Origin of the sequence: Dehalobacterium formicoaceticum, assembly GCF_002224645.1 — a bacterium.
Taxonomy (GTDB): Bacteria; Bacillota; Dehalobacteriia; order Dehalobacteriales; family Dehalobacteriaceae; genus Dehalobacterium; species Dehalobacterium formicoaceticum.
The window spans coordinates 3,075,256-3,091,728 of sequence record NZ_CP022121.1; the positions used below are offsets into that span (position 1 = coordinate 3,075,256).

The 16,473-nt window shown below is 42.4% G+C and carries 16 protein-coding genes and 2 pseudogenes; 8 read left to right on the plus strand and 10 right to left on the minus strand.

From position 1 onward, the window contains the following. The first annotated feature begins 108 nt into the window (after nt 1-108). From istA to CEQ75_RS14880, 3 genes are all read left to right on the plus strand, one after another. The gene (gene istA, locus CEQ75_RS14870; protein WP_089608934.1) at nt 109-1,698 is read left to right on the plus strand and encodes an IS21 family transposase; all 1,590 of its coding nucleotides are present in this window, start codon (nt 109-111) and stop codon (nt 1,696-1,698) included. Further along, nucleotides 1,695-2,474, plus strand: coding sequence for an IS21-like element helper ATPase IstB (istB, locus tag CEQ75_RS14875; RefSeq protein WP_089608935.1), 780 nt, complete (start codon nt 1,695-1,697; stop codon nt 2,472-2,474). The genes istA and istB overlap by 4 nt, the downstream gene beginning before the upstream one ends. Nucleotides 2,475-2,893: 419 nt before the next feature. Beyond that, nucleotides 2,894-4,231, plus strand: a complete 1,338-nt coding sequence (locus CEQ75_RS14880; protein ID WP_089611895.1) for an MFS transporter — start codon at nt 2,894-2,896, stop codon at nt 4,229-4,231. A 95-nt stretch (nt 4,232-4,326) separates the two neighbouring features. Here CEQ75_RS14880 and CEQ75_RS14885 read toward each other — a convergent pair whose 3' ends face one another. From CEQ75_RS14885 to CEQ75_RS14905, 5 genes are all read right to left on the minus strand, one after another. After that, nucleotides 4,327-4,929, minus strand: coding sequence for a phosphoribosylanthranilate isomerase (locus CEQ75_RS14885; RefSeq protein WP_089611896.1), 603 nt, complete (start codon nt 4,927-4,929; stop codon nt 4,327-4,329). Continuing rightward, a complete protein-coding gene (gene trpC, locus CEQ75_RS14890; protein WP_242965244.1) occupies nt 4,910-5,761 on the minus strand; it encodes an indole-3-glycerol phosphate synthase TrpC in 852 nt (283 codons plus the stop codon). The genes CEQ75_RS14885 and trpC overlap by 20 nt, the downstream gene beginning before the upstream one ends. Before the next feature lie 16 nt (nt 5,762-5,777). Continuing rightward, nucleotides 5,778-6,806, minus strand: coding sequence for an anthranilate phosphoribosyltransferase (gene trpD / locus CEQ75_RS14895; RefSeq protein ID WP_089611897.1), 1,029 nt, complete (start codon nt 6,804-6,806; stop codon nt 5,778-5,780). Between the two features lie 203 nt (nt 6,807-7,009). Then, nucleotides 7,010-7,594: an anthranilate synthase component II gene (locus CEQ75_RS14900; RefSeq protein ID WP_089611898.1), complete on the minus strand. Its 585-nt coding sequence runs from the start codon at nt 7,592-7,594 to the stop codon at nt 7,010-7,012. Then, nucleotides 7,591-9,054, minus strand: a complete 1,464-nt coding sequence (locus CEQ75_RS14905) for an anthranilate synthase component I family protein (protein WP_089612664.1) — start codon at nt 9,052-9,054, stop codon at nt 7,591-7,593. The genes CEQ75_RS14900 and CEQ75_RS14905 overlap by 4 nt, the downstream gene beginning before the upstream one ends. A gap of 521 nt (nt 9,055-9,575) precedes the next feature. Between CEQ75_RS14905 and CEQ75_RS14910 the strand changes: the two genes are divergently transcribed. Next, a complete protein-coding gene (locus CEQ75_RS14910) occupies nt 9,576-10,778 on the plus strand; it encodes an ATP-binding protein (RefSeq protein ID WP_089611899.1) in 1,203 nt (400 codons plus the stop codon). Between the two features lie 179 nt (nt 10,779-10,957). Here CEQ75_RS14910 and CEQ75_RS14915 read toward each other — a convergent pair. Both CEQ75_RS14915 and CEQ75_RS14920 read right to left on the minus strand, forming a co-directional pair. Next, nucleotides 10,958-11,518, minus strand: a pseudogene (locus CEQ75_RS14915) (polysaccharide biosynthesis protein); the annotation flags it as partial. Between the two features lie 42 nt (nt 11,519-11,560). Then, nucleotides 11,561-12,757 (minus strand): MFS transporter, encoded by a 1,197-nt coding sequence (locus CEQ75_RS14920; protein WP_242965246.1) that lies wholly within the window; start codon nt 12,755-12,757, stop codon nt 11,561-11,563. A gap of 265 nt (nt 12,758-13,022) precedes the next feature. Here CEQ75_RS14920 and CEQ75_RS19580 point away from each other — a divergent pair, with 265 nt between their 5' ends. From CEQ75_RS19580 to CEQ75_RS18710, 4 genes and pseudogenes are all read left to right on the plus strand, one after another. Further along, nucleotides 13,023-13,238, plus strand: coding sequence for an ArsR/SmtB family transcription factor (locus CEQ75_RS19580; protein WP_089611900.1), 216 nt, complete (start codon nt 13,023-13,025; stop codon nt 13,236-13,238). Between the two features lie 148 nt (nt 13,239-13,386). After that, nucleotides 13,387-14,616 carry a metal-binding double selenoprotein MbdU gene (mbdU, locus tag CEQ75_RS18445; RefSeq protein WP_476728654.1) on the plus strand — a complete coding sequence of 410 codons (1,230 nt, stop codon included), beginning with the start codon at nt 13,387-13,389 and terminating at the stop codon, nt 14,614-14,616. A gap of 60 nt (nt 14,617-14,676) precedes the next feature. Next, nucleotides 14,677-14,805 (plus strand): annotated as a pseudogene (locus tag CEQ75_RS19665) (DUF2284 domain-containing protein); the annotation flags it as partial. Nucleotides 14,806-14,871: 66 nt separating this feature from the next. Continuing rightward, entirely contained in the window at nt 14,872-15,036 is a 165-nt protein-coding gene (locus CEQ75_RS18710) for a hypothetical protein (RefSeq protein ID WP_198306557.1), read from the plus strand. A gap of 583 nt (nt 15,037-15,619) precedes the next feature. On the opposite strand, the gene CEQ75_RS14940 is transcribed toward CEQ75_RS18710, so the two are convergent. Genes CEQ75_RS14940 through CEQ75_RS19585 form a run of 3 tightly spaced genes read right to left on the minus strand, consistent with a single transcriptional unit; the run spans nt 15,620 to nt 16,257 of the window. Next, on the minus strand, nt 15,620-15,832 hold the full coding sequence (locus CEQ75_RS14940) for a hypothetical protein (protein ID WP_089611902.1): 213 nt from the start codon (nt 15,830-15,832) through the stop codon (nt 15,620-15,622). A gap of 51 nt (nt 15,833-15,883) precedes the next feature. Continuing rightward, nucleotides 15,884-16,129, minus strand: coding sequence for a YkvA family protein (locus CEQ75_RS14945; protein WP_089611903.1), 246 nt, complete (start codon nt 16,127-16,129; stop codon nt 15,884-15,886). Then, the gene (locus CEQ75_RS19585) at nt 16,129-16,257 is read right to left on the minus strand and encodes a YHYH domain-containing protein (protein ID WP_094069551.1); all 129 of its coding nucleotides are present in this window, start codon (nt 16,255-16,257) and stop codon (nt 16,129-16,131) included. The genes CEQ75_RS14945 and CEQ75_RS19585 overlap by 1 nt, the downstream gene beginning before the upstream one ends. Between the last annotated feature and the right edge of the window lie 216 nt (nt 16,258-16,473).

Consider the following 16,473-nt stretch of genomic DNA (forward strand, 5'->3'; position numbering starts at 1 on the left):
GTTAACTGTCTATGGTAATCTAATAGTAGGCCACCGTAGTCATTGAAAAACCGGCCACAATAGATTAACCTACTTGAGAGGAAATTCAACAGGTAGGGGCTGGGAGAGATGATCACAATGAACATCAAGCAACAAATTTTAATGATGCATATTCATGAAGGGAAATCGCGCCGGGAAATTGCGAAAATAACAGGGATCAATCGGGACACCGTAGGAAAGTACATTGGACAATATGAGGAAGGGAGACAGCAATTATTGTCGAGCGGGTCGGCAGATATCCAGGCACTAGTCGACACCCTCACTTCTGCCCCCAAGTATACTGTGGGCATTCGACCCAAAAGAAAAATGACTGACGAGGTTGTGAACAGGATCCAGTTCTATCTTGACGAGAATGAAACTAAGCGAAATCAGGGGCGGCACAAGCAGCAAAAAAAAGCCATTGATATCTTTGAAGCACTGGAAGCCGAGGGTACTCAACTAAGTTACAGTACCGTTCTTCGAACCATTAGAAGCTTGGAACGGAAACCAAAGGAAGCGTTTATTAAGGCTCTGTATGAACTTGGAGACATTTGCGAATTTGATTGGGGTGAGGTTAAACTAAAAATTAATGGAAAATTTCAAGTTTTTCAGATGGCCGTATTCACAACGGCTTACGGGAACTATCGCTTTGCTTATCTGTTCACCAAACAAACAACAGAGTGTTTTCAGGAAGCACACGCCCTGTTTTTCCAGCATATCGGCCAAGTGTATCGTACCATGGTGTACGATAACATGAAAGTCGCGGTGAAAAGGTTTATTGGAACGGAGAAGGAGCCGACGCAAGGATTGCTTCAATTGTCGCTCTACTATGGTTTTCAGTATCGGTTTTGCAATATTCGCAAGGGCAACGAAAAAGGTCATGTGGAGCGAAGCGTCGAGGTCGTTCGCCGAAAAGCCTTCGCTTTTCGGGACGAATTTGAATCCCTGGAGGAGGCAAATCAATATTTGCAGGATGTGTGCACTAAGCGTAATCGTAAGTCCCATGATGAGTACAACGGCCAGACGGCGGAGGAACGATTGGAAGAAGAGCGCCCCGCATTGCTGCCCACCCTTCCACCATTTGATGCAGCTCGCGTGATTTATGGACGGGTGAACAAATATTCCACCATCATCGTTGATCAGAATCGTTACTCAGTACCGGATCATTTGGTAGGTGAATCGATCATGATTAAAGCATATGCGACCCGGGTGCGATGCTTCCATCAGGAATCCTTGGTAGCGGAGCATGTGCGATTAACCGGCAACCACGAGTGGCGGCTTGATCTGAATCATTATTTGGATACGCTAAGGAAAAAACCTGGTGCATTTGCCGGTAGTGCGGCATGGCAGCAGGCTCCTAAAAGGATAAAAGAAATATACGAAACATATTATACCAAACAAGACAAGGAATTTATACAGCTATTGCAATATATTCGAGACGATGTCCCATTTGCGGAAGTCGAGCAAGCTATTCGGGAGCTGGAGAAAATTCATCCGGCTCAAGTGACTACGGATAAAATTAAAGTGCTTTGTGCTAGGAATCGTGACGCGATGCCTGTTGTTCAACCAAATCTCTCGAAAACGGGAAAAGAGATTGTAGAGCGGTCAGCACAGCAGCTTCGCATGTACGATGACATGTTTGATACCCATACACCAAAAGCAAAGGAGGACGTTGCATGAGTAACGCGCCGCGCAAGGCGTTTAAGGAAGCGATATTGGAATATAGCAAAGAACTGAGACTCCCTATGATTCGTAAGCATTTGGATGAGCAAGTTCGGGAGTCAACGCAGCAGGATGCCAGTTATGAAGCATTTCTGGCGCAGTTACTGGAGAAGGAATGTGATGCTCGTCGGGAAGCCTCGCGGCATAATCGCATTCGTCTGGCTGAATTTACACATAAAAAGTACCTTGAAGATTTGGTCATCGCGGATTTGCCAGATGATGCCCAAAAGAAGTTAAAGCAGCTGAAAACATTAGAGTTTATTCAGGAGGGGCGCAACATTATTCTGGCGGGGAACCCGGGAACAGGCAAGACGCATGTGAGTATTGGGCTAGGCTTAAAGGCCTGCCTGGAGGGATATAAAGTATGGTTTACAACTGTTCCCCTCCTCATTAACCGGATTAAAGAATGCCGAGCAGAGCAAACTCTTCGAGCCTTCCAGAACCGCTTTGAAAAATATGATTTGGTTATTGCCGATGAAATGGGTTATATATCTTTTGATAAGGAAGGATCTGAATTATTGTTTACCCATTTGTCGCTGAGGGCTGGTCGCAAATCGACAATCATCACAACCAACTTATCCTTCGAACGATGGGGTGAAATTTTTCAGGATCCCGTGATGACGGCGGCCATGATTGACCGGTTGACGCATCAGTCATACATCGTCAACATGAATGGAAACTCGTACCGCATGAAAGAAACGAAGGAGTGGTTACAACAACAGCAACTGGCATGAAGAAAAAAACAATAACCCTGTATAAAGGTTTATCATGTTTTTGATAAACATTTATACAGGGTGTAACAAGCGATAGCGCGTTAGCATTCATCGTGAAACAATGCTCTTTGAAAACTAAATATGCTTATGAAACGACTAAATTTTTTTTTCTTAGTGGCCGAAAATTAAATGACTATATGGCCTAATTTTAAGTTGACAAATACAGTTAACTTCTGTTATATTGATACCATAAGGTGACAATATAATGTAAATTAAGGTAATGGAGGTGATAAATATGTATTCCGGATCTCCATTCACATAACATAACAATTTATAAATAATTTTTAAGCTTTTTAAGAGGGAAAAGGGAAATAGAAATATATCGTTTCCCGATCGATTAGGTAGAACAATTAGAATAGGCAGAATAGGAGGGGGAAAAAATGTCGAAAATAACTGCGCGAATTGATAATTTGCCAAATACTCCAATGATGTGGAAAATTCTCATCATTGTTGGATTTGGTTGGATGTTTGATGCCATGGATCAAGGTATGGTAGCCGGGGTTATGGCGGCGATTGGCAAGGACTGGCAGATAAGTACCGGGCAATTGGGACTTCTGGGAAGCTCAGGTATGTTAGGAATGGCAATAGGCGCAGCTCTGTCCGGTATGGCTGCAGACAGATGGGGCCGCAAAAAAGTAATTACCTGGACTTTAATTATCTACGGTCTGGCGAGCGGTCTTTCCGGTTTTTCTACTAACTTTACCATGCTCTTGGTGTTAAGGTTTATTACAGGTTTTGGCCTGGGAGGAGAATTGCCGGCTGCTTCTACTTTGGTTAGCGAGTTTTCTCCCACCAGGGTTAGAGGGCGCAATGTCATATTTTTAGAAAGTTTCTGGGCCTGGGGTTGGATTGTTGCATCATTGGTAGCTTATCTGCTGATTCCTGTTTATGGCTGGAGGGTAGCTTTTTGGATTGGTGCTGTACCGGCCCTTTTTGCAGCATATTTAAGAAGGGTGGTACCGGAATCACCCCGTTATCTGGAAGCAGTAGGTAAAATTGAAGAAGCCGATGCCCTGGTAAGACGTATGGAAGAAGAGGCAGGCATAGTTTGTGAAGTAAATAGTTATGAGGAAGAGCCGGAGGTAGTTAAAACTCAACGTATAACTTTTAAGGATTTATGGTCCAAGAAATATATCAGGAGCACAATTGTCTTATGGATCATTTGGTTTGGGATTAATTTTGGTTATTATGGATTTGTTTTATGGACCCCAACACTTCTGGTGGATCGGGGCTTTGACTTGGTGAAAAGCTTTGAATATACACTGATTATGTGTTTGGCGCAGCTTCCCGGATATTTTAGTGCGGCTTTTCTGGTAGAGCGGATTGGTCGTAAGAAGGTCCTTTCAGTTTATTTTGCTGGTACTGCTATTGCAGCCTGGCTGTTTGGGCATGCAGGCAGCACAAACGAAGTACTCCTCTTTGGCTGTTTGCTTTACTTCTTTAGTTTAGGTGCATGGGGATGTGTTTATGCATATACACCGGAGGTTTACCCCACTGTTGCCAGGGTTAGCGGGGCTGGCTGGGCTACTGCTTTTGGCCGCGTGGGAGCTTTTACAGCGCCATTTATTGTTCCGATTATTTACAATTACTTTGGAACAGATGTTGGTTATACCTATGTATTTATCATGTTAACGCTGGTTTTTATCCTGGTAGCTTTGGTTGTCGCAATCTTGGGGAAAGAAACTATGGGCAAAACACTGGAAGAGATTAGTGGTTAATATTAGACTATAGAACTGGGTATAGAACAGGTATAGAACAGGGGACGGTTCTTTGTTTAGAATTCTGCGAATCAAACAAAGAACCGTCCCCTGTTCTACCTGACACGGTTGATGAATTTTTGCATTTTAGCGTAATCCTTAATATTATTCGTTTCTACACCAGAGCTAATGTCAACGGAATAGGGGTTTGACAGGCGGATTGCCTCATCAACATTATCCGCATTAAGTCCACCCGCCAGGAAAAAAGGACGCTGGATGTTTTGAATCAGGGTCCAATCAAAGGTAGTACCTGTTCCACCGGCTCCATTATCCAAAAGTATGAAATCCGCCGAGGACTGAGCTGCTCTGATTACATCATCAGGACGATCGATCCTGAATGCCTGGATGACCGGGTTGCCGGTCAATTGTCTGAAAGCAGCGATGTAATCCTCATTTTCCTGACCATGAAACTGGGCGATCTCAATGATACCTCTTAGCATGAGCCCGGCCACTTTTTCCACATATTCATTGACAAAAACACCAACCGGGGTGATACCGGGCAACAGCTTCTTGCGCAGCATAGCGGCCATATCAGGAGTAATATATCTTCGACTCTGCTTAGCAAATACGAAACCGATATAGTCAGGCTTTAGCATGTTCACATAATCAATATCTTGTTCTCTTTTTATGCCGCATATTTTAATTTTTGAATTTTTCATTTTGCACCTCTCGCACCCCTTGTACCTCTTGCACCTCTTGACCCCCTTTACCTCTCAAATCATCCAGCATCGCTTTTTTGTCCGTTGCTCGCATCAGCGTCTCACCTATCAGCACACTGTTAATTTTTGCCCGTCTCAGCAGATCGATGTCTGCCGATGATCTGATGCCGCTTTCCGCGATAACCAGCAAGTTATGCGGCACGAGTTTGCGCAGTCTTTCGCTGTTATGCACATCGACTGTAAAATCCCGAAGATTGCGATTGTTTATGCCGATTATCCTTGCTCCTGCTTCTAATGATTCAGAGATTTCATACTCGTCATGGACTTCGACAACTGCCGAAAGCCCCAGGCTATCGCAAATATCAAGATAGGATCCGATGATTTCCCGATCAAGAAGGGAGCATATCAGCAACACCGCCGATGCACCAAGTATTTTTGCCTCATAGATCATGTACTCATCAATCGTAAAGTCTTTACGGAGACACGGAATCGAAACAGAGTCTGCTATTTCCTTAAGATGATGATCCCGTCCCATAAACCATTTCGGCTCTGTCAAAACTGAAATACACGCTGCACCAGCCTTTTCGTACTCCTTGGCAATTTCCAGATAAGGGAACTCCGGTGCAATGAGGCCCACTGACGGTGAAGCTTTTTTACATTCACAAATAAATCCAATATCGTCACCCTTAAGTGCCTGTTCAAAGGGGAATCCGGTTCTGCAGTCCATGGAAAGAGCTGCCTCTTTCATCTTGATCAAGGGTATGATTTTCTTTTTCTCCGCCACACGCACCCTTGCGTGCTCAGCGATGGTACTCAGTATGTTTTTCATCATTTATTTAACTCCTCATTTATTTGACGCCACCTTTATTTGACTCCTCCTTGAATTCTTCAAGCTTTGCCATTGCCTGACCCGAAGCGATTATCTCAGCGGAAAGATGCACGCCGTCGGCGATGGACGCTGCCTTGCCGGCAATATAAAATCCTGCTCCCGCATTCATCAGGACGGTATCCCGCTTTGGCCCTTGCTCCCCTCGCAGAATGCCCCGGGTGATTTCCGCATTCTCCTCCGGTGTGCCGCCGGCAAGATCTGCCTTAGCTGAGCGCACAAATCCAAAATCTTCCGGATTGATATCATAGGTCTTGTAGTAGCCATCCTTGATTTCACATATAGTTGTTGGGGCACAGGTCGTGATCTCATCTAGGTTATCCTGGCAATAAACAACAAGACCACGTTTTACACCCAGGCTTGAGATCACTTTCGCCAGGGGTTCCACCAAGGCTTCATCATAGACGCCCAGCAGCTGCATGGTGGGGGATGCCGGGTTTGTGAGGGGACCCAGGATGTTCAGTACAGTCCTGATCCCCAGTTCTTTGCGTATCGAACCAACATGCTTCATGGCAGTATGATAATTCTGGGCAAACATAAAGCAGATATTTACTTTACGAAGAAGCTCCTCACACTGCACAGGATCTTGGTTGATGTTGACCCCTAGTGCCTCTAGACAATCAGCAGTGCCGCTGGCGGAAGACGCAGCGCGGTTACCGTGCTTGGCTACTTTGACCCCGCCCGCCGCAAGAACAAGAGCTGCCGTGGTGGATATGTTAAAACTGCATGCTCTGTCACCGCCGGTGCCCACGATGTCCAGAACATCCATGCCGTGTTCCACCTTTGTGGCAAAGCTGCGCATTGCTGCAGCACATCCTGAGATTTCGTTGATCGTCTCCGCTTTTGTGCTTTTGGTGGAAAGAGCACTTAAGAAAGCAGCATTTTGCACCTGGCTGGTCTCGCCACCCATTATTTCACTCATTACGGCATAGGCTTCATCAAAGGTAAGATCCTGTTTATCAACGATCTTGACGATTGCTTCTTTAATCATGATCTGCTCCTCCTTCATTTATTAATTATATTTGTTCAATTTTCCCTATTTGTTCTATTTGTTCAATTTTCTCTTTTTGTTAGATTTTCTCTATTTGCTCAATTTGTTCAATTTTCTCTGCTTGTTCTATTAGTTCTATTTGTTTTATTTGCTCAATTTGTTCAATGCTTTATATTCATTTAATTTGCTTCATTTAATTTGCTTCAGTAATTTCTTTCAGAAATTTCTTTCAGAAAATTTCTCAGCATCTGCGGGCCATCCGGTGTCATGATGGACTCCGGATGAAACTGCAGCCCGAAAAGGTTATATTCTTGATGCTTTACACCCATTATTTCACCGTCCTCTGTACGGGCGATGATCCTTAGACATTGGGGGATCGTGTCCTCAATAACGGCCAGAGAGTGGTATCTCGCCACCGGAATGACCTCCGGCAAACCCTTAAACAAGGCGCTGTCCGTATCAAGAAATGTCCTGGATTGCTTACCGTGCATCAGCTCTTTTGCGTAAGATACCGTGGCGCCGAATGCTTGGCAAATGGCCTGATGGCCCAGACAAACGCCCAGTATTGGATATTGATCACCAAAGCGAAGTACAGTTTCAATACAGATCCCAGCAGCCTCCGGTCTGCCGGGACCGGGCGAAATGATGATCGCTTCCGGTCGCAAAGCATCAATTTCATCTGTCGTCATATCATCGTTTCGGATCACTTTAATATCGGGATTAATTGAGCCGATCAGCTGATAAAGGTTATAAGAAAAGCTGTCATAATTATCGATCAAGAGGATCATGATTCCACCTCCTCCGCCATTTTAATAGCATTGACAACTACCGTCGCCTTGTTGATGCATTCCTGATATTCATTCTCCGGAACAGAATCGGCGACAATCCCCGCGCCGCTTCGGATAAAAACCTTGTTGTTTTTCTTATAAGCGATGCGGATGGCGATGCAGGTATCCAGATTTCCGGTAAAATCAATATACCCGATGGCTCCGCCATAAATTCCGCGCCTGTTGTTTTCCAGGTCATTGATCAGCTGACAGGCACGTATTTTCGGCGCCCCGGAAAGGGTACCTGCGGGAAGTATGGCATCTACCGCATCCAGGGCATCTTTATCTTCCCGTATTTCACCGCATACAGTTGACCCGATGTGCATGACGTGGGAAAATCGTTCAATGGTGTGCAGCTTACTCACCTCAACGGTGCCGAATTTACTGATTCTGCCGAGATCGTTTCGTCCCAGATCCACCAGCATGTTGTGCTCCGCCAGCTCCTTGGGGTCACTAAGAAGGCTCTCTTCCAAGGCTTTATCCTCTGCCTCCGAATTACCCCGGAGACGCGTACCGGCAAGGGGAAAGGTGTGCAGCACCCCGTTTTCCAGTTTGACCAGGGTTTCCGGTGATGCCCCGGCAATTTCAATGTCCGAGGAAGCGAAAAAAAACATATATGGTGAGGGATTAATCGTCCGCAACATCCTGTAAGTATTGAGCAGGCTGCCCTCAAATCCGGCCTCGAGGCGATTGGAAAGCACGATCTGGAAAATATCTCCTTCACGGATGTGATGCTTTGCTTTCTCGACCATAGCGCAATACCGGGCCTCATCAAAAAGTGGATTAAATTCACTGGTGAGCTTACCGGGCTCATCCAGACAGGGTTTCCCATTTTTGATCAGCTTCTTCAGGTTTTCCAGCTCCATCATGGCCTTATTGTAATTTTTCTCAAGATCCGCAAGCTCTATATTTGCGATCAGGGTTATTTTCTGCCGAAAATTATCAAATGCGATCACTTTATCAAAGAGCATCAGGTCAACATCCTTAAACCCCTCCGGATCCTCGACATCAGAGGTAAAGGCCGGTTCCGAATATTTCAGATAATCATAGGAAAAGTACCCCACCAGCCCACCGGTAAAGGATGGAAGATCATCGAACCTAGGGCTTTTATATTGATCAAGCACCTGACGGATATATTTTCCGGGATCTTCCGTCTCAAAAGAAAGCAGACCAATCTTCATCTGACCGTTAATGCAGGTTATTTCAAGCTTTGGATCAAAGCCGAGAAAAGTGTATCGTCCCCATTTTTCATCACCTGTGACGGATTCCAGCATATAGCAGTTGTTTGAGACATTTTTCAGGATTTTGAGTACTTCTATCGGTGTCTTGATGTCGGACATCATCTCTGTACTCACAGGAACAACATTGTACTTTCCCGTTTCGGCAATTTTTCTGACTTCCTTAAGGCTTGGTTTTACCATGACCATGATCTCCCTCCTTTTGGCAATAAATGAGCAATAAAAAAGTCCCTGACCGATCTTATCTTAATGAAATGATCGGTCAAGGACGAATTAATAATCAATATTATCCGCGGTGCCACCTTGTTTTACAGCAAAGCTGTACACTTAACAGGATACCATCATATCCCTGGCAACTTACGTATGCCTTCACGTCGCAGAATACTCGGCTTTCGCCTTTGACTGCGCCCTCAGCGGTCCATTTGATGACTTGTTTTCCACCCGACTCTCAGCACCACGGGCTCTCTTTGGGATCATGATCACCGTTATCTCCGCTTCAACGGTTTGGTAAAGCTATTAAATTTTAACTAAAATATCATAAAACTGATGTGTTTGTCAAGCATATATTTTACCCACTGCCACCTTCTGTTATATTTCATTTTATATTTGATTTGTCATCCTATTATTTATTTTTTTCTACTATACTCGGATAATTATTGATATATTTTAATTTTTTGGTTATACTCTTAGAAAGAGGTGGCTTCATGAAAAATCGAGATCTTTATCTCATACAGCTAATCCAATACAGGGATAAGCCATTAATAAAAGTCATAACCGGATTGAGGCGTTGTGGTAAGTCAACCCTACTTTCTCTTTTTGAGAACTATTTAATAGAAAACGGTGTAGTCAAAGACCATATTATTCGTATGAATTTTGAATCCTTTGAGTTTGATGAAATAACTAGCTACAAAGAACTACATGCCTATATAAAAGAACGACTTATTAATAACCGTGATAAGCATTATATTCTTCTTGACGAAGTACAACAGGTATCATCATGGGAAAAGGTTGTAAATTCATTTCTTGTCGATGCAAATGTCGATATCTATATTACTGGATCCAACGCATACTTACTATCTTCCGAGCTTTCCACATTGCTATCTGGTCGATATGTTGAAATCAAAATGCAGCCATTGTCCTTTAAAGAGTATTTAGATTTCACTGAAAATGATAAAATCTGCAATCTTCAAGAAAAGTTTAATCAATACCTTAAGTATGGTGGACTTCCCACTGTAGTTGATTTAATGGATAATCCAGATACAATAGGTCCCTTCCTGGAAGGGATATACAATACTGTGCTGATCAAAGATGTTATTAAAAGAAATGGTGTAAGAGATGCAGCCCTTCTTGAAAGTATATTAAAATTTATAGCTGCTAATATCGGCAGTATTGTCTCAACTAAAAAAATAAGTGATTATCTGACCAGCAGTGGCAGAAAGACGACCAGTGATACGATCGATAATTATCTTAGAATGCTTGAAAATGCATTCATTATCTACAAAGCAAATCGTTATGACTTAAAGGGGAAGATGTTTCTAAAAACCCTTGAAAAATACTATATTGTAGACATGGGCATTCGCAACCAACTTGCAGGACTGCGTAATACCGATTATGGCCATATTTTAGAAAATCTTGTTTATCTGGAACTATTAAGACGGGGCTACGACGTCACAATTGGAAAAGTTGGTAAATTAGAGGTTGATTTTGTCGCAACTAAAGCAGATGAGAAAATCTATTATCAGGTCTCAGCTACAATTTTAGATGAGAAAACAAGAGAACGAGAATTACGTCCTCTTGAGTCCATATCTGATAATTATCCAAAATATATTCTTACCATGGACCAAACCGTCTTTAATGACTATTCTGGGATCAAAGTAAAAAATATCATAGACTTTCTGCTTGAATAGTAATAATTTAGCCCCTTAATCGGGGCTTTCTTCAATCTGCTTCCAGTCAGCTACCCGAAACGGATATCCGTCATAGAAATTACAGAACGTGCACCTGCTGTCCTTAGGGGCTTGTTTAATCGCCGAATCAAAGCATTGCAATCTGCATTTATTGATAAATTTATACCGGCCTTTCGAATTTATTTTGATGATTCTGTTGTAATTGCTGCTTCGTTTCTGGCAGTATAATACTCTAGTTCTTGCCGTACAAAATCTAGTGATAATAGTCTTTCTTTTATCTGCTCAATATTTAACCTATCGGTGTTATCGGAATTGTATTCTATCTCAGCAGAAAGTTTTTGGTCCCCCTCAATAAAATACTTATCATAATTAAGATCTCTTTTGTCTGCGGGTACTCTGAAAAAACCACCCATATCTTCTGCTTTTATATATTCTTCCTTTGTTAAAAGGGTTTCATATCTTTTTTCACCATGACGTGTGCCAATGATCTTTATTTCATTATCAGCATTAAATAGTTCCTTTATCGCCAGTGCCAAATCACCTATAGTAGATGCCGGTGATTTCTGAACCATAATGTCTCCTGCTTCCGCATTTTGAAATGCAAAGACTACAAGCTCTACCGCTTCATCGAGGCACATTAAAAACCTCGTCATATTGGGGTCTGTAACAGTTAATGGTTGTCCACTTTTTATCTGTTCGACAAATAAGGGTATTACGGAACCCCTGGAACACATCAATGATTATTTAGCACCGAAAGAGCTAACTACTGAACAAAAAAACAACTATAAATAATTTTGTCCGGCTTTCACCGGTTTCAGCCCCAGCCAGGTAATAAGAATGATAATTAATGATACCAGTGACAATCCCATAAAGGCAATAGAGAAATTCCCCGCTGTGAGGTCAAGGATGGATCCCAGTGCTGGTGGCCCTATTGTTGTACCTAAATTCGAGGCCACTGTCAGTATCCCCATACCCATTCCTATCTGGTGCGGTTTAACTATTTGCGGGAGATAAGCAAAAACAAAAACAGGTATCGGAGTGAATCCTATCCCGAGGCCCAGAGCCAACAAGGGTAAGGGCAGGATATTTTTTGCCAAGAAAGCAAAAGAAACTAAGGAGATGAAAGACCCAATAAGTAAATACGGCTTCTTGCGACCGGTTTTATCAAATATTATCCCTATGATAGGTGCAAGAAAAATCGAAACAAGCATGATTAAGCTAGTGAGAAATCCGGCACTTTGGACAGATATCCCCAGGGACTGATACAACTTGGAGCCAAAGGTCATATAAGATAACAGCTGAAGGTTTGCTAAAGCCCAGATAGCAGCAAGCAGCCAAACACCCAAATTGCCACCGATATTTGAGGATGACCCCGAGCTACTGGAATTATTCCCGATTTCATTTTTAGGTAAATAAAGTGCGAAGAATACCAGAGCTAAAACCACTGCCAAATAGCCGGCAATTATCCACATAATGCCTCTCCATCCTACAACTCCTCCAAGATAACCGAAGAGATTAGCCGCCAAAACAGTACCTGTTGGTACGGCTATGTTAAAAATACCCATACCAAGACCGATATTCTTTTCGTCAAAAAACATAGTAATTAATATGGGAGCAAGTACTATTACTACCGTCGCTCCTACCCCGGCTATTAATCTGCAAAAAAACAATAGTGAAAAAAAACCGGCTAAAGAAAATGCTGTTACTCCCACAATCATAATTAGTAACCCTGCAAGTATCATTGCCTTCATATCAAATCGGTTGGCCATATAAGCTATTAAAAGGGGCAGAAAAATCCCTGGAATAGCGTAAGCACCCATTAACATACCTTCCTGGGAGTTAGAAAAAGATACATCCTTTGCAATTTGACTAAATAAAGGCGGCAGTGCCTGCAAGGAAAAAGCAAAACCCATCATTATTAAAAAAGAGATCGCCAGAATAACCCATTTATACGAGTCATTCACATGATTATTACCCAAGTTTCATTTCCCCCTCGTCTTTTGAAGATATTCCCTTCATAATTCCCATTTTTCATGGTGTCTGAAACAATTATGCGTATTTAAATAGATGATTTTCGACGTTATTGAAATAGTTTATTTTTAACATGATGAATTCTTCTTTTCTTCTCCTGTTTTTTTAAAGTATATCACAAATTACACTTGATTAAAATTGGTTAGTGCATAAACAATCATTGATATAAATGATCGTTTATGATATTCTAAAAAAAAACAACTGAGTGATGAAATGGAAAATTACATCGAAGAGCAGAACTTTTTTAAAGCCTTTGCAGATGCTAGCCGACTTAAGATAATTGAAGTTCTTTCCTTAGAGTGCAAAAGCGTCAACGAGATAGCGAGGTTGGCGGGTCTTTCCCAGCCCTTAACATCTCACCATCTAAAGGTCTTGACTAAGGCAGGGATAGCCCGTGCGGAAAGCCGCGCAAGCTTTAACTATTACTGAATAGTTGACCCGGTGATCTGGAAGATCATCAAAGACTGTAGATATTTTTTGCTAGCTATTCAACAAAAATAGAGATTTAATCATTAATCATTTAATCCTCTTATCGATTATGCCCACAAAACAAAAAGAAAAAGGAGTGGTGATTGTTATGGTTGAAATGTTAAACAATACTCAGTCGACGGAAAGCTGCTGACCTCCGAAGAAGGATGTTGGTCAACACCCTATGGAGACAAATGCTAATACTAAGACTAATACTAAGACTAATGCCATTACTAATACTGAGCACTGTCAAATGTGCGGTCAACCTCTAACCTATTTAAGTGTGGGCAAAGAATTGACCTGCCATCAATGTGGCAAAACTGAAATCGGCAATATTTATTGTCCTAACGACCACTATATTTGTGACGATTGCCACGGAAAAGACCTTTTTGAGGTCATTTTGCAGGTGATTGAAACCACACCGGAAAAGAATCCATTTATGATTGCCGAGGAATTGATGGGTCATGGACGAGTGCCCATGTTGGGTTGTGAGAATGCCTGGATTGCCGCCGGATCATTCCTCGCAGCGCTGAAAAACGAAGGAACACTCAAAGTAACCGACGATCAGATTCATGAGGCTTTGCAGCGCACGAGAAAACAAGCCCTTGGCGGGTATTGCGGATTAACCGGTGTCTGCGGCATTGCTCCAGCCATGGGAGCCTGTTTTAGCGTGATATTAGGAGCATCCTGTCCCAAAGACCAGGAAACATCAAAGACCATGAGCGTGGTCGGGGATGTCATTCATGCCATTGCCTCCCATACGGGCCCATGCTGCTGCAAGGCTTTTGTCAGGGTTTCCCTGGATCAGGCAGTTGAATACGCCCAAAAGTACTTCAATGTTTCCTTGGAAACCGCAGACAAGGATCTGGTATGCACCTATGTGACACGCCATCCCCACGGGTGCCGCATGGAGAAATGCCCTTATTATCGGCCGGATGAAACGGCAGAAATTCATTGTCATTCAAATAATAACTATTATGCGGAAGAGATACAAAGTTTAAGCAAAATGGAACAACTACAGAAAAAAGCACTGGAATTGGGTGCTCAAAACGCCAAGATCATTCAGACAGATACAATTGCCGTTGCAGAATGGGTGCAATTGAAGTGTAAATATGGATGCCCCTTATACAACAAAGATACTTTACATCCTCCATTTGCACCCAGTGCAGAAGAAACCAGGAAAGTAATTAAAGAATATGATTATGCCCTATTACTTGCCGGCCCCGATGGACCTAAACTATCTCAAAAGGCCATTATGATTGAGCATGAGGCCTATGCTATAGGATATTATAAAGCATTTGCTCTATTATCATTGCCCTTTGGTACCAGCCCCACTTGACAATCCGACCAAAACACGACTCAGGCTGAGTCATCCGTACCCCAAGGAAAAAACAAAGATGCCAGACCCTTAATGGAGGCTTGCGGAATTGATGTGTTCAAAACCGCTAGAGATAATGGCTTCCAGATCGATACAAAAAAAGAAACCTATGGTCAATGGAACTTTTTTGCCTTGGTATTGCTTGATTAGACACAAAGAAATAAGCAATAGGAATTATGTTCAAATTGATTCAAGTAAAATGAAGGAGGATCCAGAATGCCTAAATGCGAAAAATGTGGACTTGAAGTTTCTAATGATGAACCTTATGAAGACAACGGCCAAAAGATTTGCGAAGATTGTAAGATAGAAGGTATTCAACACCCTGACATTCATCCGTATTTCAGTCGCATCAAGAAATCCAATGAGGAAACATCCGAATAATGAGCTTAAAAGACACAGGGGAAGGGCACAAGAAAAATGAAGTGCTATTAGATACAACAAAGACAGCGATCAATGGTTTTGTGTTATGAAACTGAGTGCACCTGCTCCTGTTTGTCTTTTAACATTAATACTTCCTGGTATTAAAAGCACTGCGAATCATTTTATAGACTTCTTTGTTTTCTCTCTTTAAGTTTGCTTTTGTTGCTAATTGCTCATGACAATTAGGGCAAAACAATGCTCCATGTGTAGGTATATGTTTGCCAAAATCGGTGAACAGCAACCTCCTTGCGGGGTTCCTTCCGGCGTGTCGTGTTTTATTCCGGCGCTACGAAGTCAAAAAATCAACAGTAAAAGCTTTATAAACAGAGCGCAACCGTCCTCCGGTTGCGCTATTTATATGACCTCCTTTAATAAATCTCAATTTCACCATAATGATCTTATTACGTGTAAATCCATTTTCTATCACATCTATATTATACCAGAAAATAAGTCCTTGCCAAATAATTCCATTAGCCGTAATCTTTTGCTATTGATCTTTCCTCTAATAATCCAATAGGTTTCAGTAATGAATTTCATGGGATATTTAGCCGATAATCACATACACCAGCTCCGGAGGATTTCCAAGACGAGGAATCCACCGATCGCCCGGAACCGCTATGATGTCCGGCTTTCGGGAGTCCAACGATTCCCGCATTGCCTCCCAGCTTCTATCATGGAGATCGGCGACTATTGCGATGGTGAGCTGTTTAGACACATCAGCTGCTATTCTGTAATCCGTTACTACCAGTCGCTGCATTACTCGCCACCTTCCTTTAAATCAAATGTAAAGCATACTTGCCAAAACATTTCACAAAAACACAGCTTTAATAATCAGCCAAATTATAAACAGCCAAATCACGGCAATCGGAATAGCGTAATACCACTTTTTTGGTTTCCCGTTTTTCCATATCTCCTCGGCTTCATTCCTGAATCGCTCAAAAGTATCATGGGGAATGAGCCTAATTGTTAACGCGATTAACGCAGGCAAGATGATAATGTCGTCGAGATAACCAAGTACAGGTAGCTTTCTTTCAGATTCATAGCACCATCTCATTAAAAGTCTCCACTTTTCCTCACATAATGACCACCGTTGCTATCCAAACGCCCCGGGTGAGCTAATCCAATAGATGATAACGATAATATAGCAAATAACAAAATAACCAGAGGAATTTTCCTTGGCATTTATTACTACATCCTTCGTGTTTATCCATTATATCAGGCATTAAATATGGAAGCAAAAAGAATGTAACCTCTGCCACTACTTATGCTAAAACTGGTCCAGCACCATTAAACCCACCAATATCCTTTCTATCTTCGACATCATTTCCGAACATAGATGGTTTACTGGTGGGTTTTTATTTGTCATCTGTCACGTGTCACGAAGACGTCGTGGATATC

What these genes read in the sequence shown, in the direction of transcription:
- istA (WP_089608934.1), top strand. Translation starts at nt 109, where the DNA reads ATGATCACAATGAACATCAAGCAACAAATTTTAATGATGCATATTCAT.
- istB (WP_089608935.1), top strand. Translation starts at nt 1,695, where the DNA reads ATGAGTAACGCGCCGCGCAAGGCGTTTAAGGAAGCGATATTGGAATAT.
- CEQ75_RS14880 (WP_089611895.1), top strand. Translation starts at nt 2,894, where the DNA reads ATGTCGAAAATAACTGCGCGAATTGATAATTTGCCAAATACTCCAATG.
- CEQ75_RS14885 (WP_089611896.1), bottom strand. Translation starts at nt 4,929, where the DNA reads ATGAAAAATTCAAAAATTAAAATATGCGGCATAAAAAGAGAACAAGAT.
- trpC (WP_242965244.1), bottom strand. Translation starts at nt 5,761, where the DNA reads ATGATGAAAAACATACTGAGTACCATCGCTGAGCACGCAAGGGTGCGT.
- trpD (WP_089611897.1), bottom strand. Translation starts at nt 6,806, where the DNA reads ATGATTAAAGAAGCAATCGTCAAGATCGTTGATAAACAGGATCTTACC.
- CEQ75_RS14900 (WP_089611898.1), bottom strand. Translation starts at nt 7,594, where the DNA reads ATGATCCTCTTGATCGATAATTATGACAGCTTTTCTTATAACCTTTAT.
- CEQ75_RS14905 (WP_089612664.1), bottom strand. Translation starts at nt 9,054, where the DNA reads ATGGTAAAACCAAGCCTTAAGGAAGTCAGAAAAATTGCCGAAACGGGA.
- CEQ75_RS14910 (WP_089611899.1), top strand. Translation starts at nt 9,576, where the DNA reads ATGAAAAATCGAGATCTTTATCTCATACAGCTAATCCAATACAGGGAT.
- CEQ75_RS19580 (WP_089611900.1), top strand. Translation starts at nt 13,023, where the DNA reads ATGGAAAATTACATCGAAGAGCAGAACTTTTTTAAAGCCTTTGCAGAT.
- CEQ75_RS18710 (WP_198306557.1), top strand. Translation starts at nt 14,872, where the DNA reads ATGCCTAAATGCGAAAAATGTGGACTTGAAGTTTCTAATGATGAACCT.
- CEQ75_RS14940 (WP_089611902.1), bottom strand. Translation starts at nt 15,832, where the DNA reads ATGCAGCGACTGGTAGTAACGGATTACAGAATAGCAGCTGATGTGTCT.
- CEQ75_RS14945 (WP_089611903.1), bottom strand. Translation starts at nt 16,129, where the DNA reads ATGAGATGGTGCTATGAATCTGAAAGAAAGCTACCTGTACTTGGTTAT.
- CEQ75_RS19585 (WP_094069551.1), bottom strand. Translation starts at nt 16,257, where the DNA reads ATGCCAAGGAAAATTCCTCTGGTTATTTTGTTATTTGCTATATTATCG.